Source organism: Pseudomonas sp. P9_35, assembly GCF_034008205.1.
Classification (GTDB): Bacteria; Pseudomonadota; Gammaproteobacteria; order Pseudomonadales; family Pseudomonadaceae; genus Aquipseudomonas; species Aquipseudomonas kilonensis.
This window is the reverse complement of the sequence record NZ_CP125373.1, coordinates 4,837,541-4,857,416: the sequence shown is the minus strand read 5'-3', so window position 1 is coordinate 4,857,416 and position 19,876 is coordinate 4,837,541. Positions and strand designations below refer to the sequence as shown.

Genomic DNA, 19,876 nt, shown 5'->3' with positions numbered 1-19,876 from the left:
GCCGCTCACAAAAAAACTGTGGGAGCGAGCTTGCTCGCGATGCTTTTGCTTTTGCTTTTTTAGCGGCTCAACAACGACGCCGCCCCCGCACCGCCAAACAACCCGGCACTGACCCGGTTGAACCAGCCCTGGCCCTTACCCGTACGCAGATACCGCGCGGCGCCATGGGCACCAAGGCCGTAGGCCAATTTGCACAGCAGGTCGAGTACGGTCCAGGTGGCGATCATGATCAGCAGTTGTGGCAGGAACGCTTGTTCGGCGCTCAAGAATTGCGGCAGGAACGCGGCGAAGAACAGGATGTCCTTCGGGTTGCTGGCGCCCAATACGAACGCCCGGCCGAAGAGGGCGCGAAAGCGCGGGACGGCGGCGGCCTGGGGCACGTCGGCGCCTTGGGACGGTTGGCGTGATTGCTGCCAGCTCTGCCAGGCCAGGTAAAACAGGTACAGGGCCCCGACAATCTTCAGGGCACTGAACAGCTGCTCCGAGGCCATCAACAACGCACCGAGCCCCAGCGCCGAGGCGCTCAGCAAGCAGATCGAAGCGATCACGCCACCCAGGAATGCCGGATACGAGCGGCGCAGGCCGTAGTTCAGGCTATTGCCGATCATCAACAGCGACAACGGGCCGGGGATGAGGATCACCACCAAGGCGGCACCGCTGAACAACAGCCAGGTTTCCAGATTCATTGCTTTGCTCCTGATGTACAAAAGCCTCACCCATTGGGTGAGGCGGGTGGATATGTTGTCGCTTACAAGAAGATGAACTTGGCGATGAAGATCGCGCAGAGCACCCACAGGCTGACGGAGATTTCCTTGTGTTTACCGGTGCCGGCCTTGAGCACCACATAGGTGATGAAACCCAGGGCGATACCGTCGGCGACCGAGAACGTCAGGGGCATCATGATGGCCGTGACAATGGCCGGGATGCTGTCAGTCGCCTCGTCCCATTCGATGTGGGCCATGCCGCCCATCATCAGCATGGCAACGTAGATCAAGGCCCCGGCCGTGGCGTAGGCCGGGATCATCCCGGCCAGCGGTGCGAAGAACATGGCGGCAATAAATAGCACACCGACGGTCACGGCGGTAAGCCCCGTGCGGCCACCTGCCGCCACGCCGGCGGCGCTTTCCACGTAGCTGGTCACCGGCGGCACGCCGACCATGGCGCCAAATACGCTGGAGGCGCTGTCGGCTTTCAGGGCGCGGGACAGGTTCTCGATCTTGCCATCGGCTTTCACCAGGCCGGCGCGCTGGGCAACGCCCATCAGGGTGCCGGCGGTGTCGAACATGTGCACGAACAGGAAGGCCAGCACCACGCTGATCATGCTGACGTTGAACACACCGGCCACGTCCATCGCCATCCAGGTGGGGGCCAGGCTCGGCGGTGTCGACATGACGCCGTTGTACTGCACCAATCCCAGGCCCCAACCGGCCAGGGTCACGGCGATGATGCTGATCAGGATCGCGCCGAACACGCGGTGATAACTGAGCACGGCGATCATCAGGAAGCACACCGCGGCCAACAATGGGCCGGGCTCCCGCAACGAGCCGAGCTTGATCAGGGTGGCGGGGCTGTCGACAATGATCCCGGCGGTTTTCAGGCCGATCAGCCCGAGGAACAACCCGACCCCCGCGCCCATGGCGAACCGCAGGCTTACCGGAATGCTGTTGAGCAGCCACTCCCGTACCCGTGACAGGGTCAGGACCATGAACAACACACCGGAGACGAATACCGCGCCCAACGCAGTCTCCCAGTTGTAGCCCATGGTGCCGACCACGGTGTAGGTGAAGAAGGCGTTCAGGCCCATGCCTGGCGCCAGGCCCACCGGCCAGTTGGCGTACAGGCCCATCAGCAGGCAACCCAGGGCCGCGGCGATGCAGGTGGCGACGAATGCGGCGCCGTGATCGATGCCGGCGTCGGCCATGATGTTGGGGTTGACGAAGATGATGTAGGCCATGGTGATGAAGGTCGTCAGGCCGGCAATCAGCTCGGTCTTCACCGTGGTGCCATGCAAGCTGAGTTTGAAGATGCGCTCCAGCCAGCCACTGCGTAGTGGCGGCGAGAGGTCCAGCGTCCGGGCTTCGGGTTTGCGGCTTTCCACAGCGAGTACTCCTCAAGAGTCTTATTGTTATTTCCAGCACCGCATACGCCCTGGGGTGGCTGCGATGCGCTGAGGCAGGTAAGGCTGGCGAAGTATGTTGACCTGATGGTCAGGAACTCGCACGAAGCGAATTATGCTTTTGTATACAAATAAAGCAAATAATGTTTTCTATGTTGTCGACGAAATGTCGGGCGATAGGGGTATATCGCCCTTGAGGGCGCTATCGCGAGCAAGCTCGCTCCCACAGTGGACTGTGGTGAAATGCAGGAATGAACCCTGTGGGAGCGAGCTTGCTCGCGATGACGTCGGATCAGGCGCCTTCAATCACTGGATTTCCCCAGTGCCAGGTTCACCGCCAGCCACCCATCCACCGCCGCTTCCCCGGCCTCGGCAAACACCCGCTCCAGCAATTTCACCTGCTCACGCCGCAACGCCTGCTCGAAGCGTTCGCCCTCGGCCGTCAGTTCCAGTAGTCGCTTGCGCTTGTCGGTCTCGGACGCGACGCTGTTCACCAGGTGCATTTCCATCAGCTGCCGCAACGGCATGTTCAGCGCCTGCTTGCTTACCCCGAGCAATGCCAGAAGCTCCTTCACGCTCAATGATGGGTAGCGGGCGATGAAGAAAACGATGCGCTGGTGCACCCGGCTCAACCCGCGGCGCTCGAGCATTTCATCGGCCTTGGCGGTGAACGCCTGGTAACCGAAGAAGAACGCTTCCATGGCCATTTGTTGGGAAGTCGGATTTTTAAGGTCAAGCATATTGACGTATCCACGGAGGTCGGCGTAATTTCGGTCAACCAGTTTGACTCATTCCTCCCGTGCCCCGCTACAGGTGACCTCCATGGCTTTTTCCGAACGTGTCTCGCGCCTCAAAAGTTCTTTGATTCGAGAAATCCTCGCGGCGGCGCAGCGCCCTGAAGTGATGTCGTTCGCCGGCGGCCTGCCGGCCGAAGCCATGCTGCCGAAAGTGGAATGGGCGGCTATGCCGTTGTCCATGGGCCAGTACGGCATGAGCGAAGGCGAACCCGCCCTGCGCGAAGCCCTGGCGGCCCAGGCGCGGGCGCTGGGTGTGGCCTGTGAGGCGAGTCAGGTGCTGGTGGTCAGCGGCTCGCAGCAAACCCTTGACCTGGCGGCCAAGCTGCACATCGACGTCGGCACGCCAGTGATGCTCGAAGCGCCGACGTATCTGGCGGCGTTGCAGATTTTCCAGCTGTTCGGCGCCGACTGCATCACCGTGCCCCTGGAGGCCGACGGCCCGGACCTGAAACAGTTGCGGGCCCGGCTGGAGCAGCATCGGCCAGCGTTCATCTACCTGATCCCGACGTTTCAGAACCCCTCGGCGGTGCGCTACAGCGAGGCCAAGCGCAATGCGGTGGCGGCGCTGTTGGACGAGTTTGGCGTGACTCTGATCGAGGACGAACCCTACCGCGAGCTGACGTTCGATGGCGGCAGTGCCACGCCGATTGTCAGTCGCTTGAAGAAGGCCAGCTGGATCTACACCGGCACCGTGTCGAAAACCCTGTTGCCGGGGCTACGGGTGGGCTACCTGATCGCCAGCCCGGATCTGTTCCCGCATCTGCTGCGACTCAAGCAGTCGGCGGACCTGCACACCAATCGCATCGGTCAGTGGCAGGCGCTGCAATGGATCGGCACCGAGCAGTACCGCAGCCATTTGAGTGAGTTGAGGGATTTCTATCGGGACCGTCGCGATCGGTTCCAGGCGGCATTGCAAAAGCATTTCTCTGATATCGCGGACTGGAATGTGCCCCAGGGCGGGTTGTTTTTCTGGCTGACCCTCAGGCAGCCGCTGGACACCCGCACCTTGCTCCCCGCTGCGCTGGCGGCCGACGTTGCGTTCATGCCAGGGGAGCCGTTCTTTCCTGAACCGGACCAGCACCCGGGGCACTTGCGCTTGAACTTCAGCCACATCGATCCGGCGCGGTTGGATGAAGGGCTCAAGCGGTTGGCGGGGGTGGTGCGGGAGGCGTTGGCTGCAAAAGCAGCCTGATATCAGGGGGCTTTGCCGGTGGCTGTCCGGGCCCCATCGCGAGCAAGCTCGCTCCCACAGTGGGCCATCCACCACTGTCCCCTGTGGGAGCCGAGCTTGCTCGCGATGAGGCCAGTCGCCACACCAGAAAACTATCAGGCTGCAGAGAACCGCTTATCCAGATAATCAATGATTACCTTGGACTCATACATCCAGGTGGTCTCGCCATTTTCTTCAATCCGCAGGCACGGCACTTTGATCCGGCCACCTTGCTCCAACAGTGCCTGGCGATCCTGTTCGTTGTTTTTCGCATCGCGCAGGGCCACCGGCACATTGAGGCGGCGCAGGGTGCGGCGGGTCTTCACGCAGAACGGGCAGGCGTGGAACTGATACAGCGTCAGGCTGCGAGCGGCCTGCTCGACCTGCGCCTGGGCCTCGGCCGGGCGCTTTTGCTTGCCCGGGCGGGTGATGAAGTCGATGAAGATGATGAGCTGGCCCAAGCCAACCCGAAGCGCTTTGACGATCACGGTATTAAGCCTCGCGGCAGGGAAGAAGAGGGCGCGCAGCTTACCTGATTTTTCACAGGCGAAAAAAAACCGGCGATCAATGCCGGTTTTCTTCATGCGGCGGATTACTTGATGAGGCTGAGGAATTCGCTGCGAGTGGCGGCGTTTTCCCGGAACTCACCGAGCATCACCGAGGTGATCATCGAGGAATTCTGCTTTTCCACGCCACGCATCATCATGCACATGTGCTTGGCCTCGATCACCACCGCCACGCCCAGGGCGCCAGTCACTTGCTGGACCGCATCGGCGATCTGGCGGCTGAGGTTTTCCTGGATCTGCAGGCGACGCGCGTACATGTCGACGATGCGCGCGACTTTCGACAGCCCCAGCACCTTGCCGCTCGGGATGTAGGCCACGTGAGCCTTGCCGATGAAAGGCAGCAGGTGATGTTCGCACAACGAGTACAACTCGATGTCCTTGACCAGCACCATCTCGCTGTTGTCGGAGCTGAACAAGGCACCGTTGGTGACTTCTTCCAGGGTCTGTTCATAACCGCGGCAGAGGTACTGCATGGCCTTGGCAGCACGCTTGGGCGTGTCGAGCAGGCCCTCGCGGGAAACGTCCTCGCCCAGTTGGCCGAGAATCGCGGTGTAATTCTGTTCCAGAGACATGAAACTACCTGTGGGATTTTACGCAAAGGGCAAGGGTACGGTGGCGGACACGGCGCTGCAAGCTCGGCAATCGAGGGCTATTCGTCGCGACCTTCCATCATGGTGCGCTTGAGCATCACGTAGACCGCCCCGGCGCCGCCGTGTTTTGCCTGGCAGGAGGTGAAGCCCAGCACTTGCGGGTGCTGGCGCAGCCAGGTGTTGACGTGGCTCTTGATCATCGGCCGCTTGCCGTCCAGGCGCACGGCTTTGCCATGGGTGACGCGCACGCAGCGGATTTCGAACTTGGTGGCTTCGGCCAGGAATGCCCAAAGGGTTTCCCGGGCTTTTTCAACGCTCATGCCGTGCAGGTCGAGGCTGCCCTCGAAGGGGATCTGGCCGACCTTCAGCTTGCGCATCTGGCTTTCCTGGACACCGTCGCGTGCCCACATCAACTCGTCTTCCGGCCCGACGTCGATCACGAACTGATCGGACAAGCCATCCACGGTCGTGGCGTCGGTACGCACGGTGGCGGCCTGGCGCAGCTTGGCGATTTGCGCGCGATCGGCCTTGGGCTTGCCGGTCTCGGCACGGTCGTGCTTGATCGGTTTTACGCCCTGAATCGCACTTTTGAACAGGGAAAAGTCATCGTCTTGCATGTCAGCCTCCGCGAAGCCGGCCAGTTTACCCAACTCTGGCGGGATCAGGCGCGACAAAACGTCGGATGGCGGGTCAGTCGTGCTTTCTCATCAGGTGCGGAGCCATGGCCAGCTCCAGGGATTGGCGGGCGCGACGGCGGCAGCGGCGCCAGAGCCAGACGCCCAGCAACAACACGAAAAGACCGACTGCCAGGATGATCGCCGAACCCATTGGGGTGGCATTCAACTCGCCCAGTGCGGGCGGGCGGCCCAGCAGGCTGGCGGCACCGGCCATGGCCAGCAGTACCCCGAGTGTTGCCAATAGCGCGGCGATCGCCGCGCCAAAACGAAACCGCCAGTTGCTCGGGCCCTTGGGCCGCAAGCGACGTGCGTCAAAACCATCGGATAACTTCATTCCGACCTTCCTCAATGGGTATCGGCCCTTCGACCGGAAGATGTTCGGGTTGTTCCTGATACTCCGGTAATTGCGGCAAATGAGAGGCTTTTGCGGATGAGCGGCGTCACGGGCCGCTCATCGAAGGACATCAGGTGAAGTCGCGGGTCAACGCCAGGGTGGCGAAGTTGTCCGCCATGATCGCCATTTCGGTCTGCTGAACGTGTTCGGCACTGAGGACGCCGCCCTTGTACGGCAGGTCGCGCGTGGCACAGGCATCTTCCACCAGGGTACAGCGAAAGCCCAGGTTCTTGGCGGCACGCACGGTGGTGCTGACGCTGGAGTGGCTCATGAACCCGCACACGATCAGGTCCAGGGGGCCGAAGTCTTCCAGGCGCTTTTTCAACTCGGTGCCGTGGAACGCGCTGGGCAGCAGCTTTTCGATCACGGTTTCGTCGGCCTGGGGTTCGAGGCCGGGAATGAACTCCCCGCGCTCGCCTTGTGGATCGAACAGCCCGCCATGGGTGCCCAGGTGGCGCACATGCACGATCGGCCGACCGGCTGCACGGGCCGCACCGAGCAATTGCTTGATGTTCGCGACGGCTGCATCCATGCCGCTCAGGGCCAGGGGGCCGGCGAGGTATTCTTTCTGGGCATCGATGATGATCAGGGTCGCTTGACTCAGGTTGGCCGCTGCATAACCACGGCCGCTGAGTTGAAACATCGTTTTTGGAACGGACATTCTGGGGCTCCTTCGAGTGGGGCTTTTGCGACATTCTCCTCTGGCTGAGCGGTTCTGTGAATCGCTTCCATCGCAAGGGCCGCCGTTGCTGGCCTACAGCCTTGTCAAGATGCTCGTCTTGTTCAATAGGCGGATCAAAAAACGGATAATTCCTACGATTGGTCCGGGGTTTTTCGTTCGTCATCGGGGCGTGTTTGGGTGGGGCCGCGTTTGGCTGGTAGACTCGCCCGTCGATTTTTCTGGAGTTTGCCGCCGTGATCACTTCCCGTCTCCGTACCCTGCGCGACCATATCCGTTGGGCCGTCAGCCGTTTCCATGGGGAGGATCTGTTTTTCGGTCATGGCACCGACAATGCGTGGGACGAAGCCCGGCAACTGGTGTTGGGCGCTTTGCACCTGCCATGGGAAATTGCCGACAGCTACCTGGACTGCCGTCTTGAAGACGAAGAGTTGGTCCATGTGCAGCGTCTGCTGCGTCGGCGTATTGCCGAGCGCATCCCGACAGCCTACCTGTTAGGTGAGGCCTGGTTCTGCGGGATGTCTTTCATCGTCGACGAGCGCGTGCTCATTCCGCGCTCACCCATCGGCGAGTTGATCGAAAAGCATTTCGAGCCGTGGCTGGGCCAGGAACCGGCACGAATTCTTGATCTGTGCACCGGTTCCGGCTGCATTGGCATTGCCTGTGCCTATGAGTTCCCGGAGGCCGAGGTGGTGCTGGCCGACCTGTCGTTCGAAGCGCTGGAAGTAGCCAACCAGAACATCGAGCGCCATGGCGTCGACGAGCGCGTGTTCACGGTCCAGGGCGATGGCTTCGACGGTCTGCCGGGGCAACGTTTCGACTTGATCGTGTCGAACCCGCCCTACGTCGATGCGGAAGATTTCGCCGACATGCCGCAGGAATACCAGCATGAGCCGGAGCTGGGCCTGGCCTGTGGCGATGACGGCTTGAACCTGGTGCGCCGAATGCTGGCCGAGGCGGCCGATCATCTGACCGAGAAGGGATTGTTGATTGTCGAGGTGGGCAACAGCCAGGTGCACGTCGAGGCGTTGTACCCGGAAGTCGATTTCGCCTGGCTCGACTTCGAACGCGGTGGCCATGGCGTGTTCATGCTCAGCGCCGAACAGTGCCGCCAGCACCAGGGATTGTTTGCTTCGCGGGTTTGATCCCCCTTATCCATCTGGACACACCCACTGTGGGAGCGAGCTTGCTCGCGATGGCGTCGGATCAGCAGCATTGAAGTTGGCTGATTCACCGCTATCGCGAGCAAGCTCGCTCCCACAGGGTTATTCAGGCGCTGTCGGGCTTAGTGCCGTGTCGCAATCCAGATCAGCAATCCCGCCTGGAACATGGCGAAGGCCACCAGGCAGGTGATGGTGAAGCGCAGGCCGGCGTCTTCGCGCTTGAACTTGGTGACCTTTTCGTCCTGCTGCTTGAGTTTGACTTCCTGTTCCGCCAGGTTCTGCTCGGCCTGTTGCAGCATCTGCGCCGCTTCAAGGATTTCCACGAACTGCAGCTTCTCGGTGTTCCAGTCTCCGAGCAGGTCGCCAACGTGGGTTGGCTTGACGCTGCCCTTGAGGTGCTGGGCGTCGGCGTAGACCACCTCGAAACCCAGGGCCTTGAGAAAGCGGTCGCGGCGCAGGCGAGTGTCTTCGTTCAGGGCGTCCTTGTTATCCAGGTCGGTGCCGTGCACCTGGTAGGCCGACCAGCGTTTCTTGGCCCAGGTAATACCCTGGGCCGCCAGGAAACGGCCGATGCCACGGTTGGACGGCTCGACTTGCAGGTTGTCCGGGGAAAAAAACAAGCGTTTCTCGACGTGGTCGGCCCAGACGTCCAAGTGATTCTGTTCCTTGCGCACGCGCTGGTTCGGCAACAGGATGCTCATGCGCAGCAGGCTGCGTTCCTTGCTGTGGCGCTCGGCATAGCTGAACTCGACAAACCGCAATGGCCGCGCACCGGTGGCGCGGTCGGTCTTGAGCGGCGCCAGCCGGAGCATTTTGTGATGCTCGGTATGCACGTCGGCCCACGGCAGCTCTACCGCAGGCGAGGCGGGGGCTTCGGCGGCGGTGTCGGGGGAAGCTTGAGTTTCAGTCATAACGGCAAAATCCTGTCCAGGCCGGCTGGTCGGCAGCCATAGCGCTGCCCGACACCGGGCTATCGGCCGTTTTTGCCAGTCCTGAAGCTAAATCGACTAAAACCGCCTAACGCGCGGCTAACGAGTCAATAAAACGCAGAACTCGCGCACCGAGCTCGGCCGCCAGGGGCAGATTGGGATCCTTGTAGGACGCCAGTTGCCGTTTCACGTCGTTGGGCACGATACGCATCACGTGGTTCATGCCCTCGATCAGCGCCAATTCAGCGTCGGGCTTGGCGGCTTTCAACTGCCTGGCGTCATCGACGCTGACCTGGATATCGTTGCTGCCCTGGGTGATCAAGGCTGGCACTTTCAATGCTGCGAAGGCCCGGGCCGGGTCCTGGCGGAACAACGAGATAAGGTAGGGCTGTACGCTGGGGCGGAAAATGACCTGCAACTGTGCCGGCACGTTATCGTCGAGCCGACCGGCCTTGAGGCTGTCGAGCAACTCGTTGCTGCGCAACATCAGCGGCGGTGGCAGGCGGTTGCTCAGTTGTTGGCGCAGCACCTGGTCGATCGGCCGGGCGCTGCCAGACAGCGAAATCACCGCCGCCGCGTTGGCCTGGGGCGCGGCGAGGCTGGCGATCAACGCGCCTTCACTGTGGCCCAGCAGGATCAACGGGCCCAGGCGCGGATCGGCGGCGAGCTTGTGGCTCCAGGCCACGGCATCGGCCACATAGGCCTCGACGCTCAGGTTGCGTTCGTCCGGTGTCGCCGCGAGGCTGGCCGCTACGCCGCGCTTGTCATAACGCACGCTGGCAATGTTGTGCCTGGCCAGGACCCAGGCCAGGCGCTTGAGGCTGTCGTTGCGCCCGCCCTCGGGGTTGTTGCCGTCGCGATCCGTAGGACCTGACCCGGAAATGATCAGGACAACCGGCACCGGCGTGTCGGACTTGGGCAGCAACAACGAGCCGAAAAGCTCACCATTGCCCGTGTCGAGGCTGATCGGGCGTTGCAGCACCGTGGCCTGGGCCAGGCCGCAAAACAGGCCGGTGAACAAAGTAAGGCTTAAGGCAAGCAGCTTTAACATCATCACGCCATTAGTTGCGAAGGTGCCGGTTGGACTGGTGGTCGCCGATAAGGTTCGAGGATGAACTACGCGGGGAGCCTGCGTATACTGGCGCGCATTACGAATCCAAGGTTGAGTCTCTCAGCGATTTCACGGAGCACCCTGCATGTCCGGCAATACCTACGGCAAGCTGTTCACTGTCACCACCGCGGGCGAAAGCCATGGCCCGGCGTTGGTCGCCATTGTCGACGGCTGCCCGCCGGGCCTGGAGATTTCCCTGGACGACCTGCAACGTGACCTGGACCGCCGCAAGCCCGGCACCAGCCGCCACACCACCCAGCGCCAGGAAGCCGATGAAGTCGAAATCCTCTCCGGCGTGTTCGAAGGGCGCACCACCGGCTGCGCCATCGGCCTGTTGATTCGCAACACCGACCAGAAGTCCAAGGACTACTCGGCCATCAAGGACCTGTTCCGCCCGGCCCACGCCGACTACACCTACCACCACAAATACGGTGAGCGCGACTACCGTGGCGGCGGTCGCAGCTCGGCGCGGGAAACCGCCATGCGCGTGGCGGCCGGGGCGATCGCCAAGAAATACCTGGCCAGCCAGGGCATCGTCATCCGTGGCTACATGAGCCAGTTGGGCCCCATCGAAATCCCGTTCAAGACCTGGGACTCGGTGGAGCAGAACGCCTTTTTCTGCCCCGACCCGGACAAGGTGCCGGAACTCGAGGCCTACATGGACCAACTGCGCCGGGACCAGGATTCGGTCGGTGCGAAGATCACCGTGGTCGCTGAAGGGGTGATGCCGGGCCTTGGCGAGCCGATCTTCGACCGCCTCGACGCTGAGCTGGCCCACGCGCTGATGAGCATCAACGCGGTAAAAGGCGTGGAGATCGGCGCCGGTTTCGCCTGTGTCGCCCAGCGCGGCACCGAGCACCGTGACGAACTGACTCCGCAAGGTTTCCTGAGCAACAATGCCGGCGGCATCCTTGGCGGCATTTCCTCGGGCCAGCCAATCGTGGCGCACCTGGCCTTGAAGCCAACGTCCAGCATCACCACGCCGGGCCGCTCCATCGACATCCATGGCAACCCGGTGGACGTCATCACCAAGGGCCGTCATGACCCGTGCGTCGGCATCCGTGCCACGCCCATCGCCGAGGCGATGATGGCCGTCGTGCTGATGGATCACCTGCTGCGTCATCGCGGCCAGAACGCCGACGTTCGCGTCAGCACTCCGGTGCTGGGGCAGCTTTGATGGTTGGCCTGCCGACCGCCGTGGCCTGACGACCGTGGCGGCACTGCCGTACTGGCGGCTCTCCAGTTTCTATCTGTTCTATTTCGCGCTGCTCGGTTCGACGGCGCCGTTCCTGGCGCTGTATTTCGATCACCTGGGGTTCAGTGCGGCGCGCATCGGCGAGCTGGTGGCGATTCCCATGCTGATGCGCTGCGTGGCGCCGAACATCTGGGGCTGGCTGGGGGACTACACCGGCCGGCGCCTGGCGATCGTGCGTTTTGGCGCGATCTGCACGCTGCTGGCCTTCTCGCTGATCTTCATCGATAAAAGCTACGCCTGGCTGGCGATGGTCATGGCGCTGCATGCGTTCTTCTGGCACGCGGTGTTGCCGCAGTTCGAAGTCATTACCCTGGCCCATCTGGGCGGGCAGGCCTCGCGCTACAGCCAGATCCGCCTGTGGGGTTCCATCGGTTTCATCATCACCGTGGTCGTGCTCGGCCGCTTGTTCGAATGGCTGAGCCTGGATATCTACCCGGTGGCGCTGGTGTTGATCATGGCCGGCATCGTGCTCGCCAGCTTCTGGGTGCCCAACGCCCAGCCACTGCAGGGGCCGCGCATCGCGGGGGAGGGCTTCCTGCGGCAACTGCGCAACCCTGGCGTGCTGGCGTTCTATACCTGTGTGGGCCTGATGCAGGTGAGCCACGGGCCGTATTACACCTTCCTGACCTTGCACCTCGAACACCTGGGCTACAGTCGCGGGTTGATCGGCCTGCTCTGGGCCCTTGGCGTGGTGGCGGAAGTTTTGGTCTTCCTGCTGATGAGCCGGATCCTGACGCGGTTTTCCGTGCGCCGGGTGCTGCTGGCGAGCTTCCTGCTGGCGGCGTTGCGTTGGTTGTTGTTGGGCTCGCTGGCCGAGTTTCTCTGGGTATTGTTGTTCGCCCAGGTGCTGCATGCGGCGACCTTCGGCAGCTTTCACGCCGCGGCCATCCATTTTGTGCAACGCAGCTTCGGGCCTCGCCAGCAAGGCCAGGGGCAGGCGCTATATGCGGCGCTGGCCGGCACGGGCGGGGCCTTGGGCGCGTTGTATTCCGGCTATAGCTGGAACACCTTGGGTGCCAGTTGGACGTTCAGTCTCGCCAGCCTCGCGGCTTTCGCGGCAGCCGTTATCATTGCCACACGTATGCAAGAGGACCGGCCATGAGCCTTCGAACCGTTAATTTGCTGGAGCCTTTGTCATGAGCAGCCTGTCCGTCTATCACGTTTCGAGTCCTGACATCCCGAACAAGGTGTTGACCCACGTCGAGGACATCGCCGCGACCCTGGCTGAACAAGGTATCCACTTTGCCCGTTGGGAAGCTGCGGTGAAAATCCAGCCGGGTGCCAGTGAGGAGGGCATCATTGCGGCTTACCAGGCTCGGATCGATGGGTTGATGACTGAGCGGGGTTATGTGGCAGTCGATGTCGTCAGTGTCAGCAGTGATCATCCGGAACAGGCTGGGGAGCTCCATGAGTATCGCCATAGCCAGGATGAAGTGCGATTTTTCGTTGCTGGTCGTGGCTTGTTTAACCTGCACGTTGGGGATTATGTCTATGCGGTGCTGTGTGAAAGGAGCGACTTGATAACGGTGCCAGCTGGTATGCCGCATTGGTTTGACGGGGGGGAGCGGCCGCATTTCGTTACGATTCGTTTGTCTGGTGATTTGCAGGGGTTGGTTGCTGAGGTTACGGGGGATGATATTGCTCGGCGGTTTCCTCGTTTGGAGGATTGACCTGCGTTCTTAGGGGGTGTGTATATCCGTTATTTCGGTAACGGCGGCTTATGGTTCCGCCCTTACGGCGGCTCACTTTTGGAAGAGCGCCAAAAGTAAGCAAAAACGCTTTGCCCCACCACTCGGCACCTCGCCTAGGCTCGGCATGCCCTCACTCCGGCATTGCTCCGTGGGCCGCCGCGAAGGGCCATCCATGGCCCAGCGCGGCTATCCCGGCATCCATGCCGGGATGCCCACTGCGCAATGCCTGCGTTCGGCCAGCGTGGTTTAACGGGGCGCCCAGATCAAGATCAAGATCGAGATCCAAAGCAAAGCAAGAGCGGGGCATGTCCGGCATTTTTATGTGGCTGAGCTACTGCTATCGCGAGCAAGCTCGCTCCCACATTGGATCTTCATCAGATACAAAATCCATGTGCACCGCAAAACCTGTGGGAGCGAGCTTGCTCGCGATGAGGCCGGCACATCCAACATCTTCATCGACTGTGACATCGCCTTCGCGAGCAGGCTCGCTCCCACAATGGGCTGCAGTGAACACATAACTCATGAACATCCAAGATCCCCTGTGGGAGCGAGCTTGCTCGCGATGAGGCCGGCACATTCAACATCACCGCAAACTGACCCAGCGCCTTCGCGAGCAGGCTCGCTCCCACAATGGGCTGCAGTGAACACATAACTCATGAACATCCAAGATCCCCTGTGGGAGCGGGCTTGCTCGCGATGAGGCCGGCAATATCCAACATCACCGCAAACTGACCCAGCGCTTTCGCGAGCAAGCTTTGCTCCCACAGATCTAACGGGTGTACGACCGGGAGAGCCAGGTCGGCTGTTAGGCCGCCTCGGCGTGGACGTTGATCTCGGGCGCCCCGTTAACCACGCTGGCCGAACGCAGGCATTGTGGAGGGGCATCCCGGCATGGATGCCGGGATAGCCGCGCTGGGCCATGGATGGCCCCTTCGCGGCGGGCCCACGGAGCAATGCCGGAGTGAGGGCATGCCGAGCCTAGGCGAGGCACCAAGTGGTGGGGCATGAGCGCTTTGGTTACTTTCGCGCTTTTCGAAAGTGACCCGCTGTAAGAGCGGAACCGTCAGCAGCCATTACCGAAGAAACGGATATACACACTAAAACCAAAAGCGGGCTCGCCCAAAAGAATGCGCAAAAAAAACGGCGCTTCCCATTTCTGAAAGAAGCGCCGTTTTTTCAAGCAAGCAGCACCGCGTTTTTCCAGCAGGCTCAAGCGCTATGGTAAGTCGGCAAAGCAAACCGATGCTGGCTCTGCAACAAGGTGATCTGTGGCAACTCGCTAGCCTGTTCAGCCAGGTCACGACGAATCGCGCTGATCGCCCAGGACAACTGATCCCCAGCGTGCAGTTGAGCATAGGAAATCGTGCGTTTGAACAGCTTGCCGTCGCTATTGCGCAAGGTCAGCAGAATGCCGCCATCCGGGCGGGGCTGGGTGGTCACTTCGTAGTTGGAAAACAGGGACGCAAACTTTTCTTGAATCATGTTCATAGTTGACTGCTCCATGGTATGGCAAACCGTGGAGGGGAAGTTGCACTGTCTGTGCCAGCATTCGGCTTTGTATAAAACCCTTAAAAAACAGTTAGTTATATTTTTCCTGCATTTTTGATTTCGTGCATCTTGCATGAATAGCCATCGTGCATCCTGCATTTTGCGTGGTCGGCCAATGATTTTTGGAACCAAATCGTTTTGCGGCGCTCACGCTTCGCCTATATCGGGCAGCGGATACAAAACATTGCAAAAACCGCGTGTACAGCGCCGCAATCGCCGGCGTACTTTCGAGCCCAATCACCTGCTGCCCGACAACAAGAACCGAGACCCACGCGGTCGAACGGGGAAGATCACCATGAGTCGAACACCCAGCGACGCGATTACCTGGGGCATGATGCTGCGCAAGCTGCCTGCCATTGCCAAAGCCGTCCCCCGGATCGTCAAGGGCATGAAGCAGGCCAACGTCCAGGACTCGACCCAGCCTTGCGGCCTGGGCTGGTGTTTCGAACAGGCCACGCAACGCAATCCCCAGGGCCCGGCACTGCTGTGCGGCGAGACGGTGTTGAGTTATGCACAGGTCAACGCGCAGGCCAATCGCATCGCCCATTACCTGCTGGCCCAAGGCATCGGCAAGGGCGATTGCGTGGCGATATTCATCGAGAACCGGCCACAGCTGTTGATCAGCGTGCTGGCGATGGCCAAGGTTGGCGCGGTCAGTGCCATGCTCAACACCTCGCAAACCGGCGACGCACTGGTGCACAGCCTGGCCCTGGTCAACCCGGTCGCGGTGGTGGTCGGGGATGAACGGGTTGCGGCCTTCAACGACATACGAGAGCGAACCACTCTGTCGAGCAGCAGGACCTGGTGGCTGGCGGATCAGGACAGGGTCGAAATCTCGTCTTATGCCCCGTCCGGTTTCATCGACCTGATGGCTGGCAGCGAGGATTACCCAAGCGATAACCCGGCGTGCAGTCGGCAGGTCTTCTGCAACGACCCGTGTTTTTATCTCTACACCTCGGGCACCACCGGGCTGCCCAAGGCCGGGGTGTTTCGCCATGGTCGCTGGATGCGCACGTCCACCAGCTTCGGCCTGATCGCCTTGGACATGCAGCCCGACGATGTCGTGTATTGCACGTTGCCGCTGTACCACGCCACCGGCCTGTGCGTGTGCTGGGGCGCGGCGATCTGTGGGGCATCGGGGTTCGCGATTCGGCGCAAGTTCAGCGCCAGTCAGTTCTGGAGCGACGTGCGCCGTTACCGGGCGACCACGCTGGGTTATGTCGGTGAGTTGTGCCGCTACCTGATCGACCAGCCTGCCGCTGCCGATGACCGTCACCACGGTGTGAAGAAAATGATCGGCAACGGCCTGCGGCCCGGGGCCTGGTCGACCTTCAAGATCCGGTTTGGCATCGACCATATCTGTGAGCTGTATGCCGCCAGCGACGGTAATATCGGTTTCACCAACATCCTGAATTTCGACAACACCATCGGGTTTTCCCTGATGGGCTGGGAGCTGGTGCAGTACGACCATGCCAGCGGCCTGCCGGTGCGCAACCTGCAAGGTCGCATGCAAAAAGTGCCCAGGGGCCAACCGGGCCTGTTGCTGGCGCGGATCGACGAGAAGGCGCCACTGGATGGCTACACCGATCAGGCCTTGACCGAAAAAACCATCTGCAGGGATGTCTTTGCCCCGGGCGACCGTTACTTCAATACCGGAGACCTGTTGCGCAACATTGGTTTCGGGCATGGGCAGTTCGTTGATCGACTCGGCGATACCTATCGCTGGAAAGGCGAAAACGTCTCCACCACGGAAGTTGAAAATGTGCTGCTGCAACATCCGCAGGTGGCCGAGGCGGTGGCCTATGGCGTGGAGATCAATGGCACCAATGGCCGTGCCGGCATGGCGGCAATCACCCCGTCCGAATCCCTGGCGACCCTGGATTTCAGCGAGTTGTTGCAGTTTCTGCAATGCAAGCTGCCTGCCTATGCCGTGCCGCTGTTCCTGCGTATCAAGGTGAAAATGGACACCACCGGCACCTTCAAGTACCAGAAGACCCGCCTCAAGGCCGAAGCGTTCGACCCATGCGTTACCGGGGATGAGCCGATCTTCGCCTGGCTGCCGGGCACCGATACTTACGTGCGGGTGGATCGGCAGTTGGCCGTTCGGATTCAGGGCGGACAATTGCGTTATTGATTCTGGCTATGACGGGCACAGTGAAAAAAGGGATGACAGCGCCCGGGTCCCTCGGGAAACTAGCCGCTTTGCGAAGACCCGAGTGGAGTTTCCCATGTCCGATACAAGCCGCCAGATGACCCCGGAAGAGGCTGCGGAGTTTGCCGAGCAGGTGTTCAACGTCGCACGCCAGGGTGATGCGGCCATGATGGCTGCGTTGCTGAGCAAGGGCCTGCCGCCCAACCTGCGTAACCACAAGGGCGACACCTTGTTGATGCTGGCCGCTTACCACGGGCATGTGGAAACGGTGAAGGTGTTGCTGGAGCACAAGGCCGATCCGGAAATCCGCAACGACAACGGCCAGAGCCCGATTGCCGGCGCGGCATTCAAGGGCGACCTGGCAGTGGTTTCGGCGTTGGTGGATGGCGGCGCGCAAGTGGAAGGCGCCTCCTTCGATGGTCGTACCGCGCTGATGATGGCGGCGATGTTCAACCGCGTGGAAATCGTCGACTACCTGATCGGCAAAGGTGCCGACCCGAAAGCCAAGGATGCCAACGGCGTCTCGGCTCTCGATGCCGCCAAGACCATGGGCGCGGTGGACACCACGGCGCAGTTGGAAAAGTTGTTGGCCCTGTAGGAGCTGCCGAGCGAAGCGAGGCTGCGATCTTTTCCCTGACAGTTGAATCTCAAGTGAAAGATCAAAAGATCGCAGCCTCGCTTCGCTCGGCAGCTCCTACGGACCGATATGATGCGTTATCCTGCCCGCCCTCAAAACACCCTTCGCCACAGGATTCACCCCATGAAAGCCGCCCTCATCGAACTCATCGGTAAAATCAGCTCCGGCTGCCTCGGCGAGGCGGACATCGCGAAAATCGCTGACGAAGCGGCCCAGGCCTACGCCGATCCGATGGCTTTCCTGGCGGCCAACCCCGATATCAACTACGACGACACGTTCCCGATCCCGTTGGGTGAGTGGATCGTGGTGGGCAGCCTGCCGGACACCGTGCTGTTCCAGGCCGACACCTACGTGGACCTGTTCGAACAGATCGTCGCCTCGTTCGGCCCCGGCGTGGCGTTCAACCTCAAGCCCAAGCAACTGGCGAAAACCGAAGCCCTGACCGCGCTGAACCGCATCCAGATCCAGATGAGCAGCCTGAACAAGGAAAACGGCGGCTACGTGCTGATGAACTTCAGCCAATTGCTCGACGATGAATTGCAAATGGTGCTGGTGTACGGCAACGACGTGCCGCGGGTGCTGGAGCTGTGTGCCGAGGTCGGCATTGCTGCCACGCCGTCCCTGGAAGCCCTCAAGGTCGCGGTCCACGTCTGAAGCAATAAAACGGAACCCTTGCCTGGGGCCCGCTATCCTAAGTGTGCACATCACCATTTGGGAGCGACACCATGGGTTCCACTTTCAACGGCCTGGTCGGCCTGATCATCCTGGCGCTCGATATCTGGGCGATCATCAACGTACTCAAGAGTGGCGCGGAAACCGGGATGAAAATCCTCTGGGTGCTGCTGATCCTGCTGTTGCCGGTACTGGGCCTGATCATCTGGGCGATTGCCGGGCCGCGTGGCAACGTGCGGATTTGACACGCTCCACCAAAAAGCCCGGGCGCTGAAGGCGACCGGGCTTTTTTATGCGTGGGGTATTCAGGCCGTAGCCAGGGACTGCTTGCGCGAGGTGCTCAAGAAGCGCAGCAAGGCCAACAGTGGGAAGGCACTGCCGACAATCACCACCCACAACCAGCCGCCGTGTTCGTACACCGCACTGGCAATCGATGAGCCGAAGGCGCCACCGACGAAGATGCTGGTCATGTACAGCGCATTCAGCCGGCTGCGACTCTTGGCATCGAGGGCATAGATGGTGCGCTGGCCCAGGACCATGTTCATCTGCACACAGAAATCCAGGACCACGCCGGTCACCGCCAGGCCGATCACGCTGTAGAGCGGATGGATGAACGTCGGCAGGAAACTCAGGCTGGCGAACAGCATCGCCAGCAGCGATGCGATGCGGGTATGGCCGGCATCCGCCAGGCGACCGGCGATGGGCGCGGCGATGGCACCAATGGCACCGACCAGGGCGAACAAGGCGATTTCAGTCTGGGACAGGCCATGGTTGCGTGACAGTTCCAGCGGCACGGCGGTCCAGAACAGGCTGAACGTGGCAAACAGGCAGGCCTGGTAGAACGCCCGTTGCCGCAACAGCGGTTGTTGACGCAGCAGGGTGCCGAGCGAGCCCAGCAGTTGGCCATAAGAGGCGCTGTGGTCGGGCTGGCGCTTGGGCACGGTCAGTGCCAGGACGATGCAGATGGCGGCCATCAACGCGGCGGCGATGATGAACATGGCCCGCCAGCCGAAGTGATCGGCCACCACGCTGGAGACTGGCCGCGCCAGCAGGATCCCCAACAGCAGGCCGCCCATGATCCCACCCACGACCCGACCCCGGGTCTCCTCCGGCGCCAGGTGTGCGGCCAGCGGAATCAGGACTTGTACCGACACCGAGCTGAACCCCACCAACAGCGAAACCAGCAGGAATACGTTCGGTTGATCGGTGAACGCTGCCCCTAACAAACTGGCAATCGCCACCACGGTGGTGATGATCATCAGCCGACGGTTTTCCAGCAAGTCCCCCAGTGGCACCAGGAAAAACAGGCCCAAGGCATAACCGATCTGGGTCAGCGAAACGATCAGGCTGGCCATGGTGCTGCTCAGGCCGACGTCGGGAGCGATCAGTTCAATGATCGGTTGGGCGTAGTAGATGTTGGCGACGATGGCACCGCAGCAGAAGGCGAAGAGCAGGACCATGCCGCGGGTCAGCGGGCTGCCGGGTGAGGTAGGTGAATGAGCACTCATGGCAATCTCGTCGATCAATTGGAAGGATGGCGTGAGGCTAAAGACTTAGAGGGGGCAGGAACAGGGCTTGTGATCGATAGCTGTCATGCCTGCGGTTGATGATAGGCAGCACCACAGGAGATAAGGGAGTGCTCTTGTGGCGAGGGAGCTTGCTCCCGCTCGGTTGCGCAGCAACCGCCAG

Annotated in this window: 22 protein-coding genes; 10 read left to right on the top strand and 12 right to left on the bottom strand. The window is 61.3% G+C overall.

The features are described 5' to 3' along the window. Nucleotides 1–59 precede the first annotated feature (59 nt). The 3 genes from QMK47_RS21420 to QMK47_RS21410 all read right to left on the bottom strand — a co-directional run bounded on the left by QMK47_RS21420 (nt 60) and on the right by QMK47_RS21410 (nt 2,856). Complete coding sequence (locus QMK47_RS21420; protein WP_214509626.1) at nt 60–686, bottom strand: LysE family translocator; 627 nt, start codon at nt 684–686, stop codon at nt 60–62. 62 nt (nt 687–748) lie between these two features. After that, nucleotides 749–2,098, bottom strand: coding sequence for an NCS2 family permease (locus tag QMK47_RS21415; protein WP_003204513.1), 1,350 nt, complete (start codon nt 2,096–2,098; stop codon nt 749–751). Nucleotides 2,099–2,418: 320 nt separating this feature from the next. After that, complete coding sequence (locus tag QMK47_RS21410) at nt 2,419–2,856, bottom strand: MarR family winged helix-turn-helix transcriptional regulator (RefSeq protein ID WP_053186408.1); 438 nt, start codon at nt 2,854–2,856, stop codon at nt 2,419–2,421. 82 nt (nt 2,857–2,938) lie between these two features. Between QMK47_RS21410 and QMK47_RS21405 the strand changes: the two genes are divergently transcribed. Beyond that, complete coding sequence (locus QMK47_RS21405) at nt 2,939–4,105, top strand: PLP-dependent aminotransferase family protein (protein WP_320389297.1); 1,167 nt, start codon at nt 2,939–2,941, stop codon at nt 4,103–4,105. A 134-nt stretch (nt 4,106–4,239) separates the two neighbouring features. On the opposite strand, the gene QMK47_RS21400 is transcribed toward QMK47_RS21405, so the two are convergent. The 5 genes from QMK47_RS21400 to QMK47_RS21380 form a co-directional block, all read right to left on the bottom strand. Beyond that, the gene (locus QMK47_RS21400; RefSeq protein ID WP_253478629.1) at nt 4,240–4,611 is read right to left on the bottom strand and encodes a glutathione S-transferase N-terminal domain-containing protein; all 372 of its coding nucleotides are present in this window, start codon (nt 4,609–4,611) and stop codon (nt 4,240–4,242) included. A gap of 104 nt (nt 4,612–4,715) precedes the next feature. Beyond that, nucleotides 4,716–5,261, bottom strand: a complete 546-nt coding sequence (gene folE / locus QMK47_RS21395) for a GTP cyclohydrolase I FolE (protein WP_003204506.1) — start codon at nt 5,259–5,261, stop codon at nt 4,716–4,718. Between the two features lie 77 nt (nt 5,262–5,338). Further along, a complete protein-coding gene (locus QMK47_RS21390; RefSeq protein WP_003204497.1) occupies nt 5,339–5,896 on the bottom strand; it encodes a Smr/MutS family protein in 558 nt (185 codons plus the stop codon). 73 nt (nt 5,897–5,969) lie between these two features. Then, nucleotides 5,970–6,290 (bottom strand): hypothetical protein, encoded by a 321-nt coding sequence (locus QMK47_RS21385; protein ID WP_258689085.1) that lies wholly within the window; start codon nt 6,288–6,290, stop codon nt 5,970–5,972. 130 nt (nt 6,291–6,420) lie between these two features. Further along, complete coding sequence (locus QMK47_RS21380) at nt 6,421–7,011, bottom strand: cysteine hydrolase family protein (protein ID WP_253477075.1); 591 nt, start codon at nt 7,009–7,011, stop codon at nt 6,421–6,423. 254 nt (nt 7,012–7,265) lie between these two features. Between QMK47_RS21380 and prmB the strand changes: the two genes are divergently transcribed. Continuing rightward, entirely contained in the window at nt 7,266–8,174 is a 909-nt protein-coding gene (gene prmB / locus QMK47_RS21375; protein ID WP_253477072.1) for a 50S ribosomal protein L3 N(5)-glutamine methyltransferase, read from the top strand. Nucleotides 8,175–8,314: 140 nt separating this feature from the next. Here the strand turns inward: prmB and QMK47_RS21370 are convergent, their stop codons facing one another. Next, nucleotides 8,315–9,103 (bottom strand): hypothetical protein, encoded by a 789-nt coding sequence (locus QMK47_RS21370; protein WP_320389296.1) that lies wholly within the window; start codon nt 9,101–9,103, stop codon nt 8,315–8,317. Nucleotides 9,104–9,209: 106 nt separating this feature from the next. Continuing rightward, complete coding sequence (locus QMK47_RS21365) at nt 9,210–10,175, bottom strand: alpha/beta hydrolase (RefSeq protein WP_320389295.1); 966 nt, start codon at nt 10,173–10,175, stop codon at nt 9,210–9,212. Nucleotides 10,176–10,317: 142 nt separating this feature from the next. Here QMK47_RS21365 and aroC point away from each other — a divergent pair, with 142 nt between their 5' ends. The 4 genes from aroC to QMK47_RS21345 all read left to right on the top strand — a co-directional run bounded on the left by aroC (nt 10,318) and on the right by QMK47_RS21345 (nt 13,428). Then, nucleotides 10,318–11,409, top strand: coding sequence for a chorismate synthase (gene aroC / locus QMK47_RS21360; RefSeq protein WP_253477064.1), 1,092 nt, complete (start codon nt 10,318–10,320; stop codon nt 11,407–11,409). Between the two features lie 34 nt (nt 11,410–11,443). Next, nucleotides 11,444–12,589: an MFS transporter gene (locus QMK47_RS21355; RefSeq protein ID WP_320389294.1), complete on the top strand. Its 1,146-nt coding sequence runs from the start codon at nt 11,444–11,446 to the stop codon at nt 12,587–12,589. A 34-nt stretch (nt 12,590–12,623) separates the two neighbouring features. Continuing rightward, complete coding sequence (locus tag QMK47_RS21350; protein ID WP_320389293.1) at nt 12,624–13,157, top strand: acireductone dioxygenase; 534 nt, start codon at nt 12,624–12,626, stop codon at nt 13,155–13,157. Between the two features lie 145 nt (nt 13,158–13,302). Further along, nucleotides 13,303–13,428, top strand: a complete 126-nt coding sequence (locus tag QMK47_RS21345; RefSeq protein WP_256211728.1) for a hypothetical protein — start codon at nt 13,303–13,305, stop codon at nt 13,426–13,428. A gap of 959 nt (nt 13,429–14,387) precedes the next feature. On the opposite strand, the gene QMK47_RS21340 is transcribed toward QMK47_RS21345, so the two are convergent. Then, nucleotides 14,388–14,666, bottom strand: a complete 279-nt coding sequence (locus QMK47_RS21340; RefSeq protein WP_003204481.1) for a DUF3509 domain-containing protein — start codon at nt 14,664–14,666, stop codon at nt 14,388–14,390. A 355-nt stretch (nt 14,667–15,021) separates the two neighbouring features. Between QMK47_RS21340 and QMK47_RS21335 the strand changes: the two genes are divergently transcribed. The 4 genes from QMK47_RS21335 (at nt 15,022) to QMK47_RS21320 (ending at nt 18,432) form a co-directional block, all read left to right on the top strand. After that, nucleotides 15,022–16,860 carry a long-chain-acyl-CoA synthetase gene (locus tag QMK47_RS21335; RefSeq protein WP_253477057.1) on the top strand — a complete coding sequence of 613 codons (1,839 nt, stop codon included), beginning with the start codon at nt 15,022–15,024 and terminating at the stop codon, nt 16,858–16,860. 94 nt (nt 16,861–16,954) lie between these two features. Continuing rightward, nucleotides 16,955–17,476: an ankyrin repeat domain-containing protein gene (locus QMK47_RS21330; RefSeq protein WP_320389292.1), complete on the top strand. Its 522-nt coding sequence runs from the start codon at nt 16,955–16,957 to the stop codon at nt 17,474–17,476. A 162-nt stretch (nt 17,477–17,638) separates the two neighbouring features. Then, nucleotides 17,639–18,169: a hypothetical protein gene (locus tag QMK47_RS21325; RefSeq protein ID WP_253477054.1), complete on the top strand. Its 531-nt coding sequence runs from the start codon at nt 17,639–17,641 to the stop codon at nt 18,167–18,169. Nucleotides 18,170–18,240: 71 nt separating this feature from the next. Beyond that, on the top strand, nt 18,241–18,432 hold the full coding sequence (locus QMK47_RS21320; RefSeq protein WP_003204476.1) for a PLDc N-terminal domain-containing protein: 192 nt from the start codon (nt 18,241–18,243) through the stop codon (nt 18,430–18,432). 60 nt (nt 18,433–18,492) lie between these two features. Here QMK47_RS21320 and QMK47_RS21315 read toward each other — a convergent pair whose 3' ends face one another. Next, nucleotides 18,493–19,695 (bottom strand): MFS transporter, encoded by a 1,203-nt coding sequence (locus QMK47_RS21315; protein WP_320389291.1) that lies wholly within the window; start codon nt 19,693–19,695, stop codon nt 18,493–18,495. Nucleotides 19,696–19,876 lie beyond the last annotated feature (181 nt).

Excerpts from the sequence above, each read along its gene's own strand:
- QMK47_RS21345 (WP_256211728.1), top strand. The coding sequence starts at position 13,303 with ATGCCCTCACTCCGGCATTGCTCCGTGGGCCGCCGCGAAGGGCCATCC.
- QMK47_RS21405 (WP_320389297.1), top strand. The coding sequence starts at position 2,939 with ATGGCTTTTTCCGAACGTGTCTCGCGCCTCAAAAGTTCTTTGATTCGA.
- QMK47_RS21390 (WP_003204497.1), bottom strand. The coding sequence starts at position 5,896 with ATGCAAGACGATGACTTTTCCCTGTTCAAAAGTGCGATTCAGGGCGTA.
- aroC (WP_253477064.1), top strand. The coding sequence starts at position 10,318 with ATGTCCGGCAATACCTACGGCAAGCTGTTCACTGTCACCACCGCGGGC.
- QMK47_RS21320 (WP_003204476.1), top strand. The coding sequence starts at position 18,241 with ATGGGTTCCACTTTCAACGGCCTGGTCGGCCTGATCATCCTGGCGCTC.
- QMK47_RS21420 (WP_214509626.1), bottom strand. The coding sequence starts at position 686 with ATGAATCTGGAAACCTGGCTGTTGTTCAGCGGTGCCGCCTTGGTGGTG.
- QMK47_RS21410 (WP_053186408.1), bottom strand. The coding sequence starts at position 2,856 with ATGCTTGACCTTAAAAATCCGACTTCCCAACAAATGGCCATGGAAGCG.
- QMK47_RS21365 (WP_320389295.1), bottom strand. The coding sequence starts at position 10,175 with ATGATGTTAAAGCTGCTTGCCTTAAGCCTTACTTTGTTCACCGGCCTG.
- QMK47_RS21380 (WP_253477075.1), bottom strand. The coding sequence starts at position 7,011 with ATGTCCGTTCCAAAAACGATGTTTCAACTCAGCGGCCGTGGTTATGCA.
- QMK47_RS21315 (WP_320389291.1), bottom strand. The coding sequence starts at position 19,695 with ATGAGTGCTCATTCACCTACCTCACCCGGCAGCCCGCTGACCCGCGGC.
- QMK47_RS21370 (WP_320389296.1), bottom strand. The coding sequence starts at position 9,103 with ATGACTGAAACTCAAGCTTCCCCCGACACCGCCGCCGAAGCCCCCGCC.
- QMK47_RS21385 (WP_258689085.1), bottom strand. The coding sequence starts at position 6,290 with ATGAAGTTATCCGATGGTTTTGACGCACGTCGCTTGCGGCCCAAGGGC.
- QMK47_RS21340 (WP_003204481.1), bottom strand. The coding sequence starts at position 14,666 with ATGAACATGATTCAAGAAAAGTTTGCGTCCCTGTTTTCCAACTACGAA.
- QMK47_RS21335 (WP_253477057.1), top strand. The coding sequence starts at position 15,022 with ATGAGTCGAACACCCAGCGACGCGATTACCTGGGGCATGATGCTGCGC.
- QMK47_RS21350 (WP_320389293.1), top strand. The coding sequence starts at position 12,624 with ATGAGCAGCCTGTCCGTCTATCACGTTTCGAGTCCTGACATCCCGAAC.
- QMK47_RS21325 (WP_253477054.1), top strand. The coding sequence starts at position 17,639 with ATGAAAGCCGCCCTCATCGAACTCATCGGTAAAATCAGCTCCGGCTGC.
- QMK47_RS21330 (WP_320389292.1), top strand. The coding sequence starts at position 16,955 with ATGTCCGATACAAGCCGCCAGATGACCCCGGAAGAGGCTGCGGAGTTT.
- folE (WP_003204506.1), bottom strand. The coding sequence starts at position 5,261 with ATGTCTCTGGAACAGAATTACACCGCGATTCTCGGCCAACTGGGCGAG.